This is a genomic window from Mucilaginibacter sp. A3364, assembly GCF_059690715.1.
Map to the genome: position 1 here is coordinate 623,719 of NZ_JCAWED010000002.1, position 16,893 is coordinate 640,611.

11 protein-coding genes are annotated in these 16,893 nt (G+C 49.1%); 6 read left to right on the forward strand and 5 right to left on the reverse strand.

Features of this window, described 5'->3' with window-relative positions; all coding sequences use genetic code 11:
* Positions 1–34: 34 nt before the first annotated feature.
* The 4 genes from AC59JT_RS15085 to AC59JT_RS15100 form a co-directional block, all read right to left on the reverse strand.
* The gene (locus tag AC59JT_RS15085; protein WP_497400375.1) at positions 35–1,861 is read right to left on the reverse strand and encodes a sodium:solute symporter family protein; all 1,827 of its coding nucleotides are present in this window, start codon (positions 1,859–1,861) and stop codon (positions 35–37) included.
* A 334-nt stretch (positions 1,862–2,195) separates the two neighbouring features.
* A complete protein-coding gene (locus tag AC59JT_RS15090) occupies positions 2,196–3,395 on the reverse strand; it encodes an AGE family epimerase/isomerase (protein WP_497400377.1) in 1,200 nt (399 codons plus the stop codon).
* Positions 3,396–3,398: 3 nt separating this feature from the next.
* On the reverse strand, positions 3,399–4,550 hold the full coding sequence (locus AC59JT_RS15095) for an esterase (protein WP_497400379.1): 1,152 nt from the start codon (positions 4,548–4,550) through the stop codon (positions 3,399–3,401).
* Position 4,551: 1 nt separating this feature from the next.
* Positions 4,552–5,544 carry a glycoside hydrolase family 26 protein gene (locus tag AC59JT_RS15100; RefSeq protein WP_497400381.1) on the reverse strand — a complete coding sequence of 331 codons (993 nt, stop codon included), beginning with the start codon at positions 5,542–5,544 and terminating at the stop codon, positions 4,552–4,554.
* Between the two features lie 342 nt (positions 5,545–5,886).
* Between AC59JT_RS15100 and AC59JT_RS15105 the strand changes: the two genes are divergently transcribed.
* The 4 genes from AC59JT_RS15105 (at position 5,887) to AC59JT_RS15120 (ending at position 12,523) form a co-directional block, all read left to right on the forward strand.
* On the forward strand, positions 5,887–6,756 hold the full coding sequence (locus AC59JT_RS15105; RefSeq protein WP_497400383.1) for an AraC family transcriptional regulator: 870 nt from the start codon (positions 5,887–5,889) through the stop codon (positions 6,754–6,756).
* 1,178 nt (positions 6,757–7,934) lie between these two features.
* Positions 7,935–9,617: a DUF5060 domain-containing protein gene (locus tag AC59JT_RS15110; RefSeq protein WP_497400385.1), complete on the forward strand. Its 1,683-nt coding sequence runs from the start codon at positions 7,935–7,937 to the stop codon at positions 9,615–9,617.
* A 1-nt stretch (position 9,618) separates the two neighbouring features.
* On the forward strand, positions 9,619–10,656 hold the full coding sequence (locus AC59JT_RS15115) for a glycoside hydrolase family 26 protein (protein ID WP_497400387.1): 1,038 nt from the start codon (positions 9,619–9,621) through the stop codon (positions 10,654–10,656).
* 4 nt (positions 10,657–10,660) lie between these two features.
* Positions 10,661–12,523, forward strand: coding sequence for a T9SS type B sorting domain-containing protein (locus AC59JT_RS15120; RefSeq protein ID WP_497400389.1), 1,863 nt, complete (start codon positions 10,661–10,663; stop codon positions 12,521–12,523).
* Between the two features lie 194 nt (positions 12,524–12,717).
* On the opposite strand, the gene AC59JT_RS15125 is transcribed toward AC59JT_RS15120, so the two are convergent.
* The gene (locus AC59JT_RS15125; RefSeq protein WP_497400391.1) at positions 12,718–14,835 is read right to left on the reverse strand and encodes a glycosyl hydrolase 115 family protein; all 2,118 of its coding nucleotides are present in this window, start codon (positions 14,833–14,835) and stop codon (positions 12,718–12,720) included.
* A gap of 186 nt (positions 14,836–15,021) precedes the next feature.
* On the opposite strand from AC59JT_RS15125, the gene AC59JT_RS15130 reads away from it, so the two are divergent.
* On the forward strand, positions 15,022–16,053 hold the full coding sequence (locus AC59JT_RS15130) for a LacI family DNA-binding transcriptional regulator (RefSeq protein WP_497400393.1): 1,032 nt from the start codon (positions 15,022–15,024) through the stop codon (positions 16,051–16,053).
* 4 nt (positions 16,054–16,057) lie between these two features.
* On the forward strand, positions 16,058–16,861 hold the full coding sequence (locus tag AC59JT_RS15135; protein WP_497400395.1) for an SDR family oxidoreductase: 804 nt from the start codon (positions 16,058–16,060) through the stop codon (positions 16,859–16,861).
* The last annotated feature ends 32 nt before the right edge of the window (positions 16,862–16,893 follow it).

The following is a 16,893-nucleotide window of genomic DNA, read 5'->3' on the forward strand; positions in this document are numbered from 1 at the left end:
TTGTATTTGGATGTAAATTTTTAAATCTGTTTTGTTAATCTTCCAGCCTGTCCCACCAGGTACGTTTTAATATAAAGCCTATAACGGCCAGTATAATTACCACAACCAGCAGCTCCATATTCATGTGCGTAATGGCGTACATGGGCAGTATGGTTAAGCATAGCTGCGCGATGGTGCCTATCACCACGTTAAACATATCCAGTCTGAAATTTTTATTGGCTTTAAACCGCGGATCATCGGCCACTACCAGCTCATGTACCGGCTGCCAGAACCCCCATGGGCGCACTGTTTTGTAAAATGATTTGAGCACCACCATATCTGTAGCCGACGCGGCGTAAGTACCCACCACACTAGCAGTCATTGACAGGGCGAACAGTACCGGCCACCAATACAATGGCAAGCCTGTGGTAACATAAGGCATCACCAGCGCAGCCACTATACCAACCACCATTCCCCAAAAAAAGCCGTTGGCATTAAAGCGCCACCAAAACCATTTCAAGATGTTGGCTGCTACGTAACCTCCGTATAAGCCGCCTACTATCCACTGCAAAATATCATTCACGTTGCGGGCCATAAAGCCAAACACAACGCCCACAATAACCACCACCACACCGGTAGCGTAATTGATGTACAGCGTGCGGGTATTGCCGGCGTTAGGGTTAATGTATTTTAGGTAAATATCGTTTACAATGTAAGCCTGCGCCGCGTTAAGCGTACCGCTAAAAGTGCCCATAAAAGCGCCCATTAAACCGGTTAATACCAAACCCAGTATCCCGACAGGTAAAAATGTGTTGATTGATGCCGGCAGGATACGCTCAAAATCGGCTACGCCATCCGGTCCTTTAATGTTGATCTGGTTGTAGTAAAGCAGCGCCAATACCGTTAACCCGATAACTAGTGAATAACGGATAGGCAGCAAAATAATGCTCACAAAGCCGGTCATTTTACTAGCATCCTTAGGACTGCGCGTGCTCAGCACTTTTTGCATATCGTAGTTAGGCGCCGGGCCAGCCAGCGAAGCGAACACCCCTTTCAGCAACATCATGATAAAGAAAATGCCGAACAGGCTAAAACCATCGTCTACTATCTTTTTGTTAGCATCGGGCACAATGCCTTTCCAATCAAGGTCGAGCTTCCAGCCGAAGAACGGGTTTGCCCAGCCCGATGGCGTGTGCAGGGTTTGCCCATCCATATGCTGCCAGGCGATAAAACCTACCGAAAGACAAGCCACTATCATGACCATGTACTTGATCACATCGCCCAACACAATACTGTGCATGCCCCCTAAAATGGAGTACAGCATGGCAATAATGGTGAATGTGATGCCATAGAAATGCGGCACATATTTGGCGCTTACCTCAAACGGCACATAGCCTTTTACCAAATCCCACGGGATGAAGATCTCTACAAACTTACCCAGGCCAATAAAGCCATAAGCCATAAAGCCCAGGCAGCCTATAAGCGCGAAAGCGATAACAATGATGTGCGAGGCTTTGATGCCGGCACCCGTAACACCAAAACGGGTTTGCAGCCACTCGGCACCGGTATTGGCATTGCTGCGGCGCAGCCATTTGCTTAAAAACATCATCATAAACACCTGGTTAAACACCGGCCACAGCCAGGGTATCCAGATGCTTTTAAAGCCGTAAACAAAGCACAGCGCCACCATCCACATGGTGCCGCTAATATCAAACATGTCCGACGCGTCGCTTAGCCCCAGCATGTACCAGGGCAGGCTTTTGCCGCCCATTAAATAGCTATCCTTATTTGCAGCGGCCTTTTTGCGCAGCCAGAAACCAATAAAGATCATGGTTGCCAGGTAGGCCAGCAAAATAAGTACGTCTATGAGTTGTAGTTTCATGTATATCTGGTATATAATTGGTTGGCCCGCGGGCCTTTTCTGTTTTACTTAAGGCGTGCATTTACATGCGGGTCCCATCCCCCTTAAGCCTAACAGCTTATTAATATTATTTTATCGATCAAGTTGCGTTCGACAAGTGGCGGAAGTATCCTTTCGCTTGGTGAACACCCCCCTGCAGCCGCACTGCCCTTCGCGCCCCCTCTCAAGAGGGGAACTGAATAGAGCTTGACTAGTGTTTCCTGCAATTAATTAATGTCTCCAAAAATAGAGCGCTGCAATCCATTGCCGTTAATACTATTTTAACCAAAGATCGTATTAAGGTTACACCTTGAATTTATTTCAGGCGCGTTATCATTTCCATGCAGGCACGGCTGTTATGGTAAGGGCATTTCCAGAACCCGGCTTTGCCGTAACCCGGCATTAAACTGCCATCGGCATTGCGGCCCCAAAACCATTCGCCCTTTTCAGAATCAATGATGTGGCCGCGGGTGTAGCCCCATATGTTGAGGGCCTGCGCTAAAAATTGTTCGTCACCACTTATCTGGAAGGCATTGTAAAAACCCACCACCGCTTCGGCCTGTACCCACCAGTGGCGTTCGGCCATGAGGTGATCAGTATCCGGTTCATATTCGTAGTTCATGCTGCCGTCGCTATTTAAGCCTTCGGCAGATGCGCGGGCGATGTTTACGGCGAGTTGTTTGATCTCAGCTATCAGCGCTTCGTCATGCAAAATCTCCGCTGCTTCCAGCAATAACCACGATGCCTCGATATCATGCCCGTAGGATATGGTGTTGGCCTTTGACTGCCAGTCCTCGTTAAAAAACAGTTTAAGGTGATGGCTTTCGGCATCAACAATATGCTCCGTAAATTTTTTGATGAGGCCACGGATCTGCACGGCCAAACCTGCATCCGGCCAAACGCGGTAAAGCGTGGTGTAGGCCTCCAAAATGTGCAGGTGGGTGTTCATGGTTTTCTTTTCGTTGGCGTCCTTGTCGCTTAGGCGCAGGTCGGCAATGGGCTGCCAGTCGCGGGTGAACGCTTCCAGGTAGCCACCGCGGGTGGTATCAAAGCTGTGCTTTTCAATATCATTGTACAAGGCAATGGCCAGTTGTAAAGCTTCGTGTGTTTTGCTGGCGCGATAATATTCTGCCAGGCCGTAAATGGTAAAAGCTATGGCGTAGATCTGTTTTTTGGTATCCACAGGTGCACACTCAGCCGTTACCGACCAATACACCCCGCCCATTTCCTTATCCACAAAATGCGCGCGGATATAGTCAAAAGCACGCTTTGCCAAGGGCAGATAATCAGCATCGCCGGTAACATTATGCCCAGCCGAAAAACTCCACAATATCCGCGCGTTAAGTATCGAGCCTTTCAGCGCGCGGGGGATAACCTGGTTATCATTCGTTAGTTCGCCGTAAAAGCCGCCTTGCTCGTGGTCTACGGCATGCATGGCCCAATAGTTCAGGATGTTGTGCAGCTCGGTGGTGAAACCGGTTTGCAGGGTGCGCTTATCTATAGCGATGTTGTTCATCAATTATTTAAATAGCTTTTGTAAAAATTGGGCCAGCTCTACGCGCCATACCTTCCACTCGTGGCCACCCGGCGTTTCATGGAAAGTGTTTTTGATTCCTTTTTTATTCAGCGCGTCAACCAGCAGCACGTGGCCGGGGTAGCGCGGATCATTTTGACCGATGCCTATCCACAGCAGTTTTAGTTTGGGGTTGATGTTGTTAGCCGTCATGATGCCGGGCAATAACTCATCCACTTTAAAATCTTTGTCGCTCATCAGTCCGGCGCTAAATTCGCCTATGTAGGCAAACTTATCCAGGTTATGCAAACCCATTACAAAAGCCTGCCCGCCCCCCATGGAAAGGCCGGCAATGGCGCGGTTCTGTTTGCCGGGCAACACGCGGTAATTCTTTTCAACCAGTGGAATCACATCGACCAATAACTCCTGTTCCAAAGCTTTCATAGCCTCTGGCGTGCTGCCACCGGCCCAGGTGCCATCGGTAAGGCCGTTGGTCATCACAATGATCATAGGCGTAGCTTTTTGCTGCGCGATGAGGTTTTCTAAAATTACATCGGCTCTGCCGGCGGCTTGTGTCCAACTAGTTTCATCATCGCCCCCGCCATGGCGTAAATACAACACCGGGAATTTGCGGTTTGGTTCACTTTGATATTGCGGCGGCAGATAAACGTTCAAGCCGCGCAGCCTTTTCAACGAGGTTGAATTATACCGGTGCACCTGCATTACACCATGCGATACGTTCTGCACTTCATCAAAGCGCGCCGGCGCGCCGGGAACTTCAACAATGCTGCCATAGATCTCGGTGCCAATTTTGGTTACCGGGTTGTGCATATCCAAAGCCTGCACGCCATCAATACTAAACACATACGAATACACATCAGGCTGCACCGGTTTTATGGTGATACTCCAAATGCCCGTGGTATCTTTGCTTAGTGGCTGAGGTTTGATATCCCATTCGCCAAACAACAGATCAACCGTGTTAGCCTTGGGCGCCTTCACCCTAAAGGTTATCGACCTGTCCGCGTTCACCACCGGCGAAAACGGCGGTGGCGGCGGCCCCCACCAGGCTTTTATGCTGTAGGTGTTAGCGGGTAAGGTTTGCGCCTGCGTGCTGGCTGTCGCCAGTAATACCAGCGCGGTTATCAATAGCTTTCTCATCTTATTTACCCCAGCCCGGCATTTGGTTTAACTTAATTGTATTTGGCGCGGCGTAAACGGCTTTGATCTCGCTTTCAGTGTTTTTCTCGAAAGTCAGTTCCGACCAGGTCATGAAGAAGGTCCACTTTGGCTGCTCCTTCAGTTGTTGCGCCGATGGCAGTTTCTGGCACTCGCCAATGGCGATGGGCTTGCCATTGCTTACTGATACCATCACATCATATTTCTCCTTGCTGAAACCGCTTTTATCGTCGTAAATATCCAGCGCGGCTACGTCCCAGTATTTGTCGCCGGGGTTGTAGGCTTTGGCGTCTTCGGCCAGGGTTTTAAAATCCTGTATGTCCCAAACCCAGATCAGGTTGGTTAATTTTTTCTTTTCGGTCATGTAGTCGTGCATCATCTGGTACAGCTTCAGCGTACCCTCCGGCCCCGGGCGACCGCCCCACCAGAACACCTTCTGATTCATCTCGTGCATCGGCCGCCAAAGCACTTCTACGCCTTTGTCTTTTAACTGCTGCAGGTATACGCAAACCTCGTCAACCCGTTGTTTCCAAGTGGTGTTGAGCGGGGTGCCGTCGGTGGTCATTTCTTTCCATTGCTCGTCGCTTAGTTTGCTTAATACACCTTGCTTGTCCCAGCCGCAGGGTTCTAACAAAGCCGGGTTGCAGGCATGCCACATAATATTCACTACCGATCCTTTTTTCCATTGCTTCACGGCCTCGTCAATCATGATCTGGCGGTTATCAATATTATCGCGCTGAAACAGAAAGTCGCCGCTCCACAAGCCGGGGAAGGCGCCGGTGAGGGAATCTATTTTATTCGTCCATTGCGCGGGCTTGGCGTTAGGTTCGCGATTATGGATGCCGGCAATAGTTTTCTTGCCCGAAACGCTGTTTAGGTAATTCAGCATTTTAAAGCGCGACTTTTTTTGCGCCTCGGCAGTAAGGGTTAAAGTTATCAGGGCAAGCGCGCTTAGCCATGCGGTAGTTCTTCTCATAAAATTCAATTTACATTATTGAAAGCAATGTGCCAAAGCCGGAGACGGCCGGGCACACCGGTTTATTAATTGATACCGCCAAAGCTACGCCCGGTAGCACACTATTATTAATACTTTTTTAACCTTTGTTTGTACTAATGCGATAAATTTTATCAGCTACGCTAAAACACACATTTCACCGATCTGCATTTTTATACTTAAAACAGGTAAAAATCAAACTTTTATCACCCTAACTTATACTTACCGGCCATTTGCCACGATTTTTGTTTTTATAATTTTATTTTAACATTTGTATTGAACAAACCCAATTATAAGCACTTGCTTATCTAAATTTTTAGGATTATGGATATTGTAAGAGAGATAACTCCTTTAACGCAAAACGACTGCTTCACCATTTTCTCGCGCGAGAAATCGGAGTTTGATTTCCCGTTGCATACGCACGATGATATGGAGCTTAACCTCATCCTGGATGCCCCCGGCGCCCAGCGCATTGTAGGCGACCATATTGGAGAGATCGAATCCTGCGAACTGGTTTGTGTTGGCTCGAACGTAGCCCACGGCTGGTTCACCCACAACTGCACCAGCAAGAACATTAAGGAGGTTACCATACAGTTCCACAAGGACCTGTTCGACGAGCGTTTCCTGAAGCGTAACCAGCTCATCAACATCCGCAACATGTTCGAAAATTCCAAGCGTGGGGTATCGTTCTCCAAAGCAACCATCGAGGCTATTACCCCCCGCATCCTCAACCTGAGCAAAAAAAGCGGGTTCGATTCTATATTGGAGCTGTTGTCTATTATTCATGACCTGTCTATTTCGCGGGATGTGAAACTCCTGTCGGATTCTACGTTTACGGTAGAGCAGTTTAGCTATAACAGCCGTCGGGTTGAGCGCGTGTTTGAGTTTATGAATAACAACTTCAGCAAGCAAATTACCCTGGCCGATGTAGCTAAAATTGCCAACATGCCCGAAGCGTCTTTTAGTCGCTTTATTAAAAAGCGTACCGGTTACAGTTTTGTGGATAGCCTCACCGAGATCCGCCTGGGCCACGTATCGCGCATGCTGATAGACACTACCCAAAGCATTGCCGAAGTGGCCTTTAAATGCGGCTTTAATAACATGGCTAACTTTAACCGCACCTTTAAAAAGAAAAAGGGTTATACGCCGAAGGAGTTTAGAGAGAATTATGTAGGAAAAAGGATATTTATTTAGTCCTTCTGCACTAGCCTCGCTTTTATGTCGCTTTGTTAAGCCCTTCACGCACGTACCTTGCCCCGCTCTTGGCCGCGGGGGCCGTTACTTTTGTCATAGCCACAAAAGTAACCAAAAAGGCCTAGTTGGCCGAAAGGCTTCTGCGCGCAAGGCCACATCGCACAGCGGGCAGAAGCACGGGCTGCATTATTTGCCCGCTCGCGCTTTTGCCTTGCGCGCATGGGCAAACAACGCTATGCCCTTCCCGCCGCACGGCCCACCTTCTTCTGCCCGCTTCGCCCGAAGCTCACTCGGGCAACGATTTCGGTGCTACCCGAGATCTCGGAAATAATGAGAGTCAAAAAAGAGCGTAAAGGCCTGCCAGGGTGCGCGGCCGGGTGTCTGGCCTGTGTCGTGGCAGCGATCAGCCTGGCTTGATTTTTTTTGTTACTTTTTTGTATCAAGACAAAAAAGTAAAACGCCTCCGCGGCTATGGAGCGGGGCAAGGTGCGTGCGTGAAGGGCCTAACCGCGCGCAATCCAACGTGCAGGGCCTTAACAAGCGATAAGCCAGCCGCAAGGTATCCACAATAAAATTCAAGCTAATCCCAAAATCCCATAAATCATGGTCTCAAATAAAGTGGGAGGCGGTTGGGAGCCGCCTAGCCACTTAACCAATTTATGCACTTAGGGACTAAGTATCTTTAAGGCCCGTAAAATTCCCAAGGCCGTTATTTCATTATTTTGTTGCGCAGGCAATTGCTGTCGCGCTCGTCGAACCGTATTTCTGCCAGTAAAACCTGTCTTAGTAATTGCGTTATCCGGGTTTGTTTAGGTAGCTCTTAATCGGCTCTGCAATACAATATTAACTACTAAATAAATAGGTAGTATAAAAACAGCAAAATAGTATCACAAAAGGATAAAAAAGGCTCATTAAAGCGCTTTTTTAGGCCATTTTGATCAAAAAATATCGCTACTGGTATACTTTGTTTGTAACATATGTATGTACTACATGTATAGTATAAATTAAACTATATACAAAGCAAACTCACAACAATGTTTTTTATTGTGCCTCAACATTGTAACTTATTTGTTGCCGCATTTAAAACACATGTTTTGGTTAATAAAGTATTAATACCGGCGCCATTCCGGCCAATATCTTTGGTGTTATTATAACCCTAAAACAAACCATCGTTTACAATGAAGAAATTTTGCATGGCAATGTTGTGCCTTTTGGCCGCACACACTTCTATCGCCCAAATAAAAAAAGCTACCCTTATAACCGATAAGCCCACCCAATACCGCAAGGCCGAGTGGGAGATCCTCATCAATGGCACCTGGGATAACCCCTACCTGAAACAGGATGTTACGCTGGATATGTTCATCACCTCGCCATCCGGCAAAAAACTGGAGCTGCCCTGCTATTTCGAAACCGGCGAAAGCGGCAAGGAAAGTTTATGGAAAGCCCGTTTCGCGCCGCAGGAAATGGGTAAATACACCTACTTTTTCCGATACAGCAAGTTTGGGTCAAATTTAAATGAGTCGGCACCCGCTACTTTTGTGGTTACGGCATCTACATCCAACGGCTTTTTGCATGCCAAAAACAAATGGGAGTTTCAGTTTGATAATGGCAAGCCCTTCCGTGGTATTGGCGAGAACATTGGCTGGGAATCGCGCGCTAATGACGACTCTAAATATTTTAAAGCCCTGCACGAGCAGCCTAAGTATAATTATGAATATATGCTGCGTTCGCTGGCTGCGCATGGGGGCAATTACTTCCGCACCTGGGTATCGGCGTTTAACTTGCCTATCGACTGGAAACGCGGGTTCAACAGCAAACGCTACCAGGAAACCGACCAGTATTTTAACCCCAGCGCCATTAAAAAAATGGACCGCATGGTTGAGCTTTCTGATTCGTTGGGGCTGTATGTAATGCTGACTTTAGGACAGGGTGCTTCGGGCTTGCGCGATGGCGGTTTCTCGCCCAATTCGGCCGATTTCTTTGTTAATCCTAAATCAAAAGAACGCTACCGCAACCGCCTGCGCTATTTTGTGGCCCGTTGGGGATACGCCACAAGCATTGGTGCCTGGGAGTTTTTTAACGAGGTGGATAATGTACAGTTCAACAATCGCCCTAAACCTATCAGTGCCGATTCTATCACCGCGTGGCACGATGAAATGAGCACTTATTTAAAAGAGATCGATCCCTACCATCACCTGGTAACCACCAGTATTTCGCACCGCGATATCGGGGGTATGAACTCGCTTAAAAACATTGATTTTAACCAAAAACACGTTTACCGCAACACGGCTTCACTGCCTGCAACCATCATCCGTTACGAGGCCGATTATAAAAAACCATACGTAATTGGCGAGTACAGCTATGAGTGGGACTGGAGTAAAAACTTCGACGATTTTGCCCCGCAAATGGACAGCGATTTTAAGCGCGGTATGTGGTACGGCCTGTTTGCGCCAACCCCTATTTTGCCGCTAAGCTGGTGGTGGGAATACTTTGATAACCGTGGCACCGATGTTTATTTTAACCGCATCCGCCAGATATCTGATAAAATGCTGGCTGCCGGCAGAGGTTCGTTTGAGCAGGTGGCTGTTAGCGGTGCCGATACTTCGGTAGTTACCTACGGCGTAAAATGTGGCGAGCAAACTTTTGTGTATGCCTACAACAAAGGCGCATCGGCACAAAACTTTACTTTACAGTTTGCTGGCGCTAATAAGGCTAAAAGCAGCTTGACCATTTTTGATTGCGAAACGGGCAAATACAGCCCGGCTACCACGCTTGCATCTGCCGCAGGCCAGCAAAAAATTAACGGGCACTTGGCCGCCGGTATGGACGCGGTTTATATTATTGGCCCTGCCGGGAAGTAAAATGACGCGCGCATTTACCCTACTGATGCTGATGGTCGCACTGGCCTCATGCTCCAAAAAACCGGCGGCAAATAACCCCACAGGAGGCGAGGTAGTAACACCGCCGGTGGTGGTGCCGCCGGCTACCATTAATTTTAAATCGCTTAGCTATTTAAAAAGCATCAGCGGTAGCAAAACCCTGTCGGGGATACATAACCGCGAGCCGAATAATAAGCCCGGCATGTGGACCGATTCTGTCTTCCGCACCACGGGCAAATACCCGGCTTTGTGGAGCGGCGATTTTCTGTTTCAGCAGGATAATATCAACAACCGGCAGCTGATGATAGACGAGGCCGTGCGGCAATGGAACAACGGTGCCGTAATTAACATTATGTGGCATGCCTGTAACCCGGGCCTATCCCGCCCCTGCGGTTGGGATGCCAACGGGGTGCTAAGCAAACTGAACGACCAGCAATGGGCCGATCTGCTCACCCCCGGCACCAGCATTAACACCAACTGGCGCGCCATGATGAACGAGGTTTGCATATATCTGCAACAGCTTAAAGAGAAAAACATTGAAGTACTTTGGCGCCCCTTGCACGAAATGAACCAGGACCAGTTTTGGTGGGGAGGCCGCCCTGGTGCGGGCGGCACGCTCAAACTATACCAGCAGATGCATGATTACATGGTGAACACCAAAAAGCTCACCAACCTGGTATGGGTTTGGGATATACAGGATTTTGGCACCCTGGCCAGCGATGCCATTACCTACAACCCCGGCGATGCTTATTGGGATATTGCCGCTTTGGATATTTACGATGGCAGTGGTTTCAGCACCGCTAAATACAATACCATGGTAAGCGTGGCTAACGGCAAACCCATTGCTATTGGCGAATGCAGTACCCTGCCTACCGCCGCCATTTTGCAGGCCCAACCCAAATGGACCTTCTTCATGACCTGGGCCGAACTGACCTACAAAGACAATACCGCCGCGCAAATACAGGCCATTTACGGCAGCGCCAACGTGCTTACGCGAGACAAACTACCCGGCTGGAAATAGGGCGATGAAAAAAGCCGCGCTGCTATCGGTATTATTTTTTATGGCGATGTTAAGCGCCCGGGCACAGGTATGCCTGGGTTCGCACGGGGTGCCGGTGGCCGATTATAATTTTTACAACGGGTTGCCGACACCGAGCGACATGAATTATACCGACGAGGTGCCGACACACGGTTTCTTCAGCATAAAAAAAAGCACCGCAAACCTAAACCCCAATTGGATAACCGTAACCGCGGCAGGCAACGGGCAGGTGGTTATTGTTAACGCGGCATCAACCCCCAAATACATTTACCACGAAACGCTGCACACCTTATGCGCAGGCACGCAATATGCCTTTACCGCCTACATGCATAACCTGGTTCGCGATCTGACATCAAATGCCAGCGTAACTTTTGTTGTAGAAACCACCGAAGGCATACAGCGGCAGGTTCAGTACACCCCAACCAGTGGCTTAAACGGCGACGAAATAGGCTATATATTTGCTACACCGCTTACCGGGGGCGATGTTACCCTGTCTATTATAGCAAACCCTGCACTTACGGTTAACGATGAGGTTTTTTCAATAACAGGCATTCGCGTGGAGGTTTGCGGTCCGCGTATTACGGCCAGTTTTAGCAAGCCCGATATTGTTACCCGCGAAGATGTGTGCGAGGGCACTACCCAAACATTTAACCTGAGCAGTATTATGTTTGAGTATTATGACAACCCCTTTTACCAATGGCAAATGCGCAATCCGGGTACAATAACCTGGGTGGATATACCGGGAGCTATCGGTCGTGACTATATTTACCGGTTGATCAAAGGCGTAGCCGGACAATATTCGTTCAGGTTGATGAGCGGGCGCACAGAAAACCGCAACTCACCTACCTGTGTAAGCTACTCATCGGCGGCTACCATCATCGTTAATAAATACCCGGTGGTAACACCAGGCGTTTCCTCGCCCGTATGCGAGGGCGGCAGCCTCACGCTGGATGCAACCGGCGGCGGCACTTATTACTGGACGGGCCCAAACGGGTTTACATCTGCCAAAAAATCACCCCTGATAAATAACCTTACCCAAGCCAATGCGGGCACTTATTATGTTGCCGTAACCCTTAACGGCTGCACCACCAGCGCTAAAATAAACGTAGTAATAAACGCAAAACCAACAGCGGTAGTAAGTGCTAACGCGACGATATGCAAAGGCGGCCAAACTACCTTAAACGTCGGCGGAGGCGTGGCCTACGAATGGCTGCCTGCTACGGGTTTGTCAGACCCTAAAATAGCCAATCCCATCGCCTCGCCTACGGCAACCACTACCTACACCGTAAAAGTATTTAACACCGCCGGCTGTACCGATGAAGCAAGCACCACCGTAACTGTAAACCAGGCCCCAACCGCCAATGCCGGCCCCGATAAAGCAACCGTAAAGGAAAAACCAATAATACTTAACGGCAAGGTAAGTAATGCAGCCGGCTACTATTGGACGCCTGCCGATTATTTGAATGACCCAACAACCCTAAATCCTATAGCTACGCCACCGGCTGATATCACGTACACCCTGCACACCCTGCCGCTTAGCCCCTGTGCCACCGAAAGCACCGACGAGGTAGCCATAAAAGTGTACAACAAAGTAAGCATACCTAATACCTTTAGCCCTAATGCCGATGGCGTGAACGACCTTTGGACCATCATTGGACTGGACGGCTACCCCACATCACTTACCCAGGTATTTAACCGCTACGGCACCGAAATTTTTCGAGCTGTAGGCTATCCCAAACCCTGGGATGGGCGGGTTAACGGCAAGCTACCGGCCACCGGCACTTATTACTATAAAATTGATTTGAAGAATGGGGTGGTGATGGCGGGGTGGGTAGCAGTGGTGAGGTGATTAGGCAAATTTATGTATGCGTCAACTGCGAGGAACGAAGCTCCTGACAGCTATCGGGACTCTTCACTTGCTTAGCCGCTTCGGTAGGCCCTTCACGCACATCGTTTGCCCCGCTCTTGGCCCGGAGGCCCGGTACGTGAAGGGCCCACCAAAGCGACTTGGTAACGCATTTCAACATATGTATAGTTATCCTGTTACTTACCCTGCGTAAACGCCATCCCATCCGAATAATAAAACTCACTTACCTGCCGGTACGAGCGGTGCAGGTTATTGGGCGAGAACTCGCGGCGGCACCAGGTTTCGCGGTACCATTTCTCAAATGGAGGGCGCTCGGCTTTTAGTATCTCGGCCTCGTAGGTCACGAGCGGATCCAAGGCCAGGCGTACCCGGGCCATAATGTCGGCTTTGCTGGTTTTCTTCAGCGCTTCGGCCAGCTGCAGGGCGGCCTGGGTTGGTCGCCAGTCTACCAGCAGGCCCAGCGTAACCTGCTCGTGCAAGTATTGTTGCTGCTGCTGATTCATGCCTTTAGCTGCTTTTTGTATTTGCTGATAAAGCGTTGCAAACTGTTTTTCGCGGGTGCGGAATTCTGCCAGGCGTTGTTCGCTAACCAGCGGAACGTCTTTACCTTTTAGCTTATCCAGTAGCAGGCGCAATATTTCCTGCACCAGGTCGGCACCGCGCCAAAGGGTGTCTGATGCGTTGAAGTACTGGTAATAGCTTTGGTAAATTTTGGCAACATCCGCCGCGCTGTCAAAATACTCGCGCGCCCACCAGTTGATGAAGGCATCGGCCGGGTTTTGGGTTTCCATCAGGCCGCTATCGCCCCAGGTAATTTCAGCCAGCAGGCGAGCCTCCATAATAAATTCGCGCAGTTCAGAAACATTGGTCAGCACATATTCGGTAGCGCCCGAATTAATGATCGACTTAAATTCGCCCGCGATTTTGGCCGGCGACACCACATGCGTAATTTGCTTGGTTATCCGCTGCGGACCCATATAGGCCAGGTGATAGTAAACGCCGTGTTTATGCTTTCCTTGCTCTTTGGGCAGGTCGCGCATGTGGCCGTCGTTATCATCGGGCCATATAATAATTACATCATCCGGCAGGTTAAAAGCCGCTTTATTACGGTTGTATTTATCCAGCATTTCTGTATACAGCGTAAAGTGGAACAGCGGTTGTTTATCCTTCGGCACAATGCTTTTTACCAGTTGCACCTGCGTGTTAATGGCTTCGTTAAAAACGGCTATCTGTTTGGTTTCAGGGGTATCTTTCGGGAATTCGTATTGGTGGTCATCCGTCGCACGCAGGCCAACCGGCCATATCGCGTCAAGCGCTTTATTCTCGTCCACACCGGCCTTCCAGTATTTTACCATATTGCCCTTGTTCTCAAACCAGTTCCATTGTGGGGTTACGCCGCGCGCTTCCGCCAGTTTAAAATTTTCAAAACCGAAAGGGTTGGACAACAGAATATCATAATGGTGCGAGGTATAATAAAGGCCCCAATCGCTGGCCATTTTTTGTATCTCGTAACGGCGGTGCACACGGGTGTATGGGGCCACCATGTTCATGCGCAGGCGTAGGGCGGTTTCAAAAAAACGCTCGTACCAAACGGTGGCTACATCGCCGGTCCAGATAGGGAGGTCTATCACGTTAAAAGGGCGTGGCAAAATATCTTCATCATCATGAAAAAAGCCGCGGTATTTAAATTTAGGCGAAGGGGTAAAATGTGCCGTTTTCTTTAGCACCAGCTGCTCGTTTTGAATGGGGCGGTAATTGGTCCACATGTATAAAGGGTCAATACCCAGGCGTTCGCTCAGGGTGTAAGCTGCATACGCCGTCCCACGGGCTTCGGCACCTATCAGCCAAACGGTATTATCCGCAGTAATGATTTGGTAAGCTTCCCATTGGCCTTTAAGTTTAGCGGTATCAATACCTGGCGGGATATGCGGACTACCTAAAGTGACTAACCTGATGTTTGTTTTGCTGCCATCCACTGTGCCCCGCACCAAAACATCAGCATTGCTTATCTTTTGAATATCACCCGCCAAAACGCGACCCGCCTTTTGCACTATCGAACCCTCGGCGCTATCTATCACCACCTGGCAATTATGCAGGGCCACATCGCCCGCCTGCATTTTGCCCGTTTGCACCCACGAGCCACGGCGCGTGCCGGTATAGTTGGCAAAATACTCCTCGCCATCGCTGTCGGCGTGCCTCGTACTTTGAGCCAGCAATTGCGGTGCCGCCAGTACCGATGCTAAAGCTGTGGCACCGGTTTTTAAAAATCCTTTACGTGATATAGCTTTTTCCATGACAGGGTTGTATAAATGGGTTAAGTGGCCCGGTGGGGCAATGCAACACCAAATGTAAAACAAACGATTGCGTAAAAGCAAATAATATTTCAGTTTAATTTGAAACTATCCAGCTATTTATAAAAAACAAACGTTTGTTTAAAAATTTGCGTAACTGGTTTAATTTTTTGTAGGTTTGTTGTAACGATGGAAAAGAAAGCAACTATTATTGATGTAGCCCGGCACCTGGGCGTGGCGCCGTCAACCGTGTCGCGCGCCTTGCAAAACCACCCCACCATCAGCGCTAAAACACGCAAACTGGTACTTAACGCGGTACAGCAGCTTAACTATTCGCCCAACAAAACGGCGGCTAATTTGCGCAGCGGCAGCGGCAGTTCTATAGGTGTGATCATCCCTAAGATCAATAGTAACTTTATGTCAAACTGTGTATATGGTATCGAAAAGGTGATCTATCCTTCGGGCTATAATCTCATCATCTGCCAATCAACCGAACATTATGAAAAAGAGGTAAGCAATATGCGCACGCTGATAGCCAGCCAGGTATCGGGCATCATCATCTCGCTATCCAACGAAACCGTTTCTGCCGAGCACCTGCACCTGGCGAAAGCCAATAGCATACCCTTGTTGATGTTTGACAGGATAGATGAAAACATAGCCGTAAACAGCGTAGTTAACGACGATGTAAAAACCGCTGCCGAAGTAGTTGATCATTTATTTGATGGCGGTTACGGCCGGATAGCATTACTGAACGGCCCTGAACATATTTATGTATATAAAAACCGCTTTAACGGTTACCGGCAGGCTTTAGCTTTAAAAGGTAAAGTGTTTGAGGCCGGCCTGGTGGTGCAAAACATTAATAACCAACAGGAAGCTTACGAGGCCGCCAAAAAACTGTTTGACGGCCCTAACTCGCCCGACGCGGTATTTTGCGCCGGTGATGTGCTGGCGCTGGGCGTGCTGGCTTTGTTAAAAGAGCGGGGCATCCAATCGCCGGCCGAGGTGGGTGTGGTAGGTTATGGTAATGATGTTTTTGGCGAACATACCACACCGGCTTTAACATCGGTTGAGCAGTATCCGCAGGAAATTGGTGCCAACGCTGCACAAATGATGCTGCAGGCCCTGCAGGATAAAAACCAGGAAGCCATCCCCAAAACCGTATCTATTAAACCCCGGTTGATCATTCGTGAATCATCATCGGGCAAAAAAACAAACGTGTAATTTAATGGAGTTAAAGGATAAAGTAATTGTAGTGACCGGTGGCACGGGCGTGCTGGGCGAATCGTTTGTGAATGCCATAAGCCAGGCAGGCGGCAGTGTGGTGATACTGGGCCGGAACCTGCAGGTTGCCGAACAAAGGGCGCACGCTATTTGTACACACGGCGGCAGCGCTATAGCCATTAAGGCCGATGTGCTTGACCAAAGCAGTATTGAAAACGCCTTAAGCAATATTCAAAACCACTACGGCCGTATTGACGGATTAGTAAATGGCGCCGGCGGCAATATGCCCGAGGGGGTGCTACAACCAGAGGCCGATATTTTTGAGCTGAACATTGCAGGCATGCAAAATGTAATGAACCTAAACCTGTGGGGAACGGTTATCCCTACGCAGGTGTTTGGTAAAGCTATTGCCAACGCGGGGGGCGGAAGTATCGTAAATATTTCGTCCATGAGTTCGCAGCAAGCTATTACCAAAGTAATGGGCTATAGTTTGGGCAAAGCGGCCATTGATTGTTATACCCGTTGGTTTGCGGTAGAGCTGGCCAACCGCTATGGCGATAAGCTGCGCATGAACGCTATTGCCCCCGGCTTTTTTGTGACCGAACAAAACCGCACTCTGCTTACCAATACCGATGGCAGCTACACCCAACGCGGCGGTCTGGTAATACAAAACACCCCCTACAAACGTTTTGGCGAACCCGAAGAGCTTAGCGGTGCGCTGCTTTGGCTGCTTAGCGACCAATCAAAATTTGTAACCGGGACGGTGATAGCCATTGATGGTGGGTTTTCTGCTTTTAGCGGGGTGTAAGAGTTGCGGAATTTTTACTTCACGCGACTAAC

What these genes read in the sequence shown, in the direction of transcription:
- AC59JT_RS15120 (WP_497400389.1), top strand. Translation starts at nt 10,661, where the DNA reads ATGAAAAAAGCCGCGCTGCTATCGGTATTATTTTTTATGGCGATGTTA.
- AC59JT_RS15100 (WP_497400381.1), bottom strand. Translation starts at nt 5,544, where the DNA reads ATGAGAAGAACTACCGCATGGCTAAGCGCGCTTGCCCTGATAACTTTA.
- AC59JT_RS15110 (WP_497400385.1), top strand. Translation starts at nt 7,935, where the DNA reads ATGAAGAAATTTTGCATGGCAATGTTGTGCCTTTTGGCCGCACACACT.
- AC59JT_RS15130 (WP_497400393.1), top strand. Translation starts at nt 15,022, where the DNA reads ATGGAAAAGAAAGCAACTATTATTGATGTAGCCCGGCACCTGGGCGTG.
- AC59JT_RS15125 (WP_497400391.1), bottom strand. Translation starts at nt 14,835, where the DNA reads ATGGAAAAAGCTATATCACGTAAAGGATTTTTAAAAACCGGTGCCACA.
- AC59JT_RS15135 (WP_497400395.1), top strand. Translation starts at nt 16,058, where the DNA reads ATGGAGTTAAAGGATAAAGTAATTGTAGTGACCGGTGGCACGGGCGTG.
- AC59JT_RS15115 (WP_497400387.1), top strand. Translation starts at nt 9,619, where the DNA reads ATGACGCGCGCATTTACCCTACTGATGCTGATGGTCGCACTGGCCTCA.
- AC59JT_RS15090 (WP_497400377.1), bottom strand. Translation starts at nt 3,395, where the DNA reads ATGAACAACATCGCTATAGATAAGCGCACCCTGCAAACCGGTTTCACC.
- AC59JT_RS15085 (WP_497400375.1), bottom strand. Translation starts at nt 1,861, where the DNA reads ATGAAACTACAACTCATAGACGTACTTATTTTGCTGGCCTACCTGGCA.
- AC59JT_RS15095 (WP_497400379.1), bottom strand. Translation starts at nt 4,550, where the DNA reads ATGAGAAAGCTATTGATAACCGCGCTGGTATTACTGGCGACAGCCAGC.
- AC59JT_RS15105 (WP_497400383.1), top strand. Translation starts at nt 5,887, where the DNA reads ATGGATATTGTAAGAGAGATAACTCCTTTAACGCAAAACGACTGCTTC.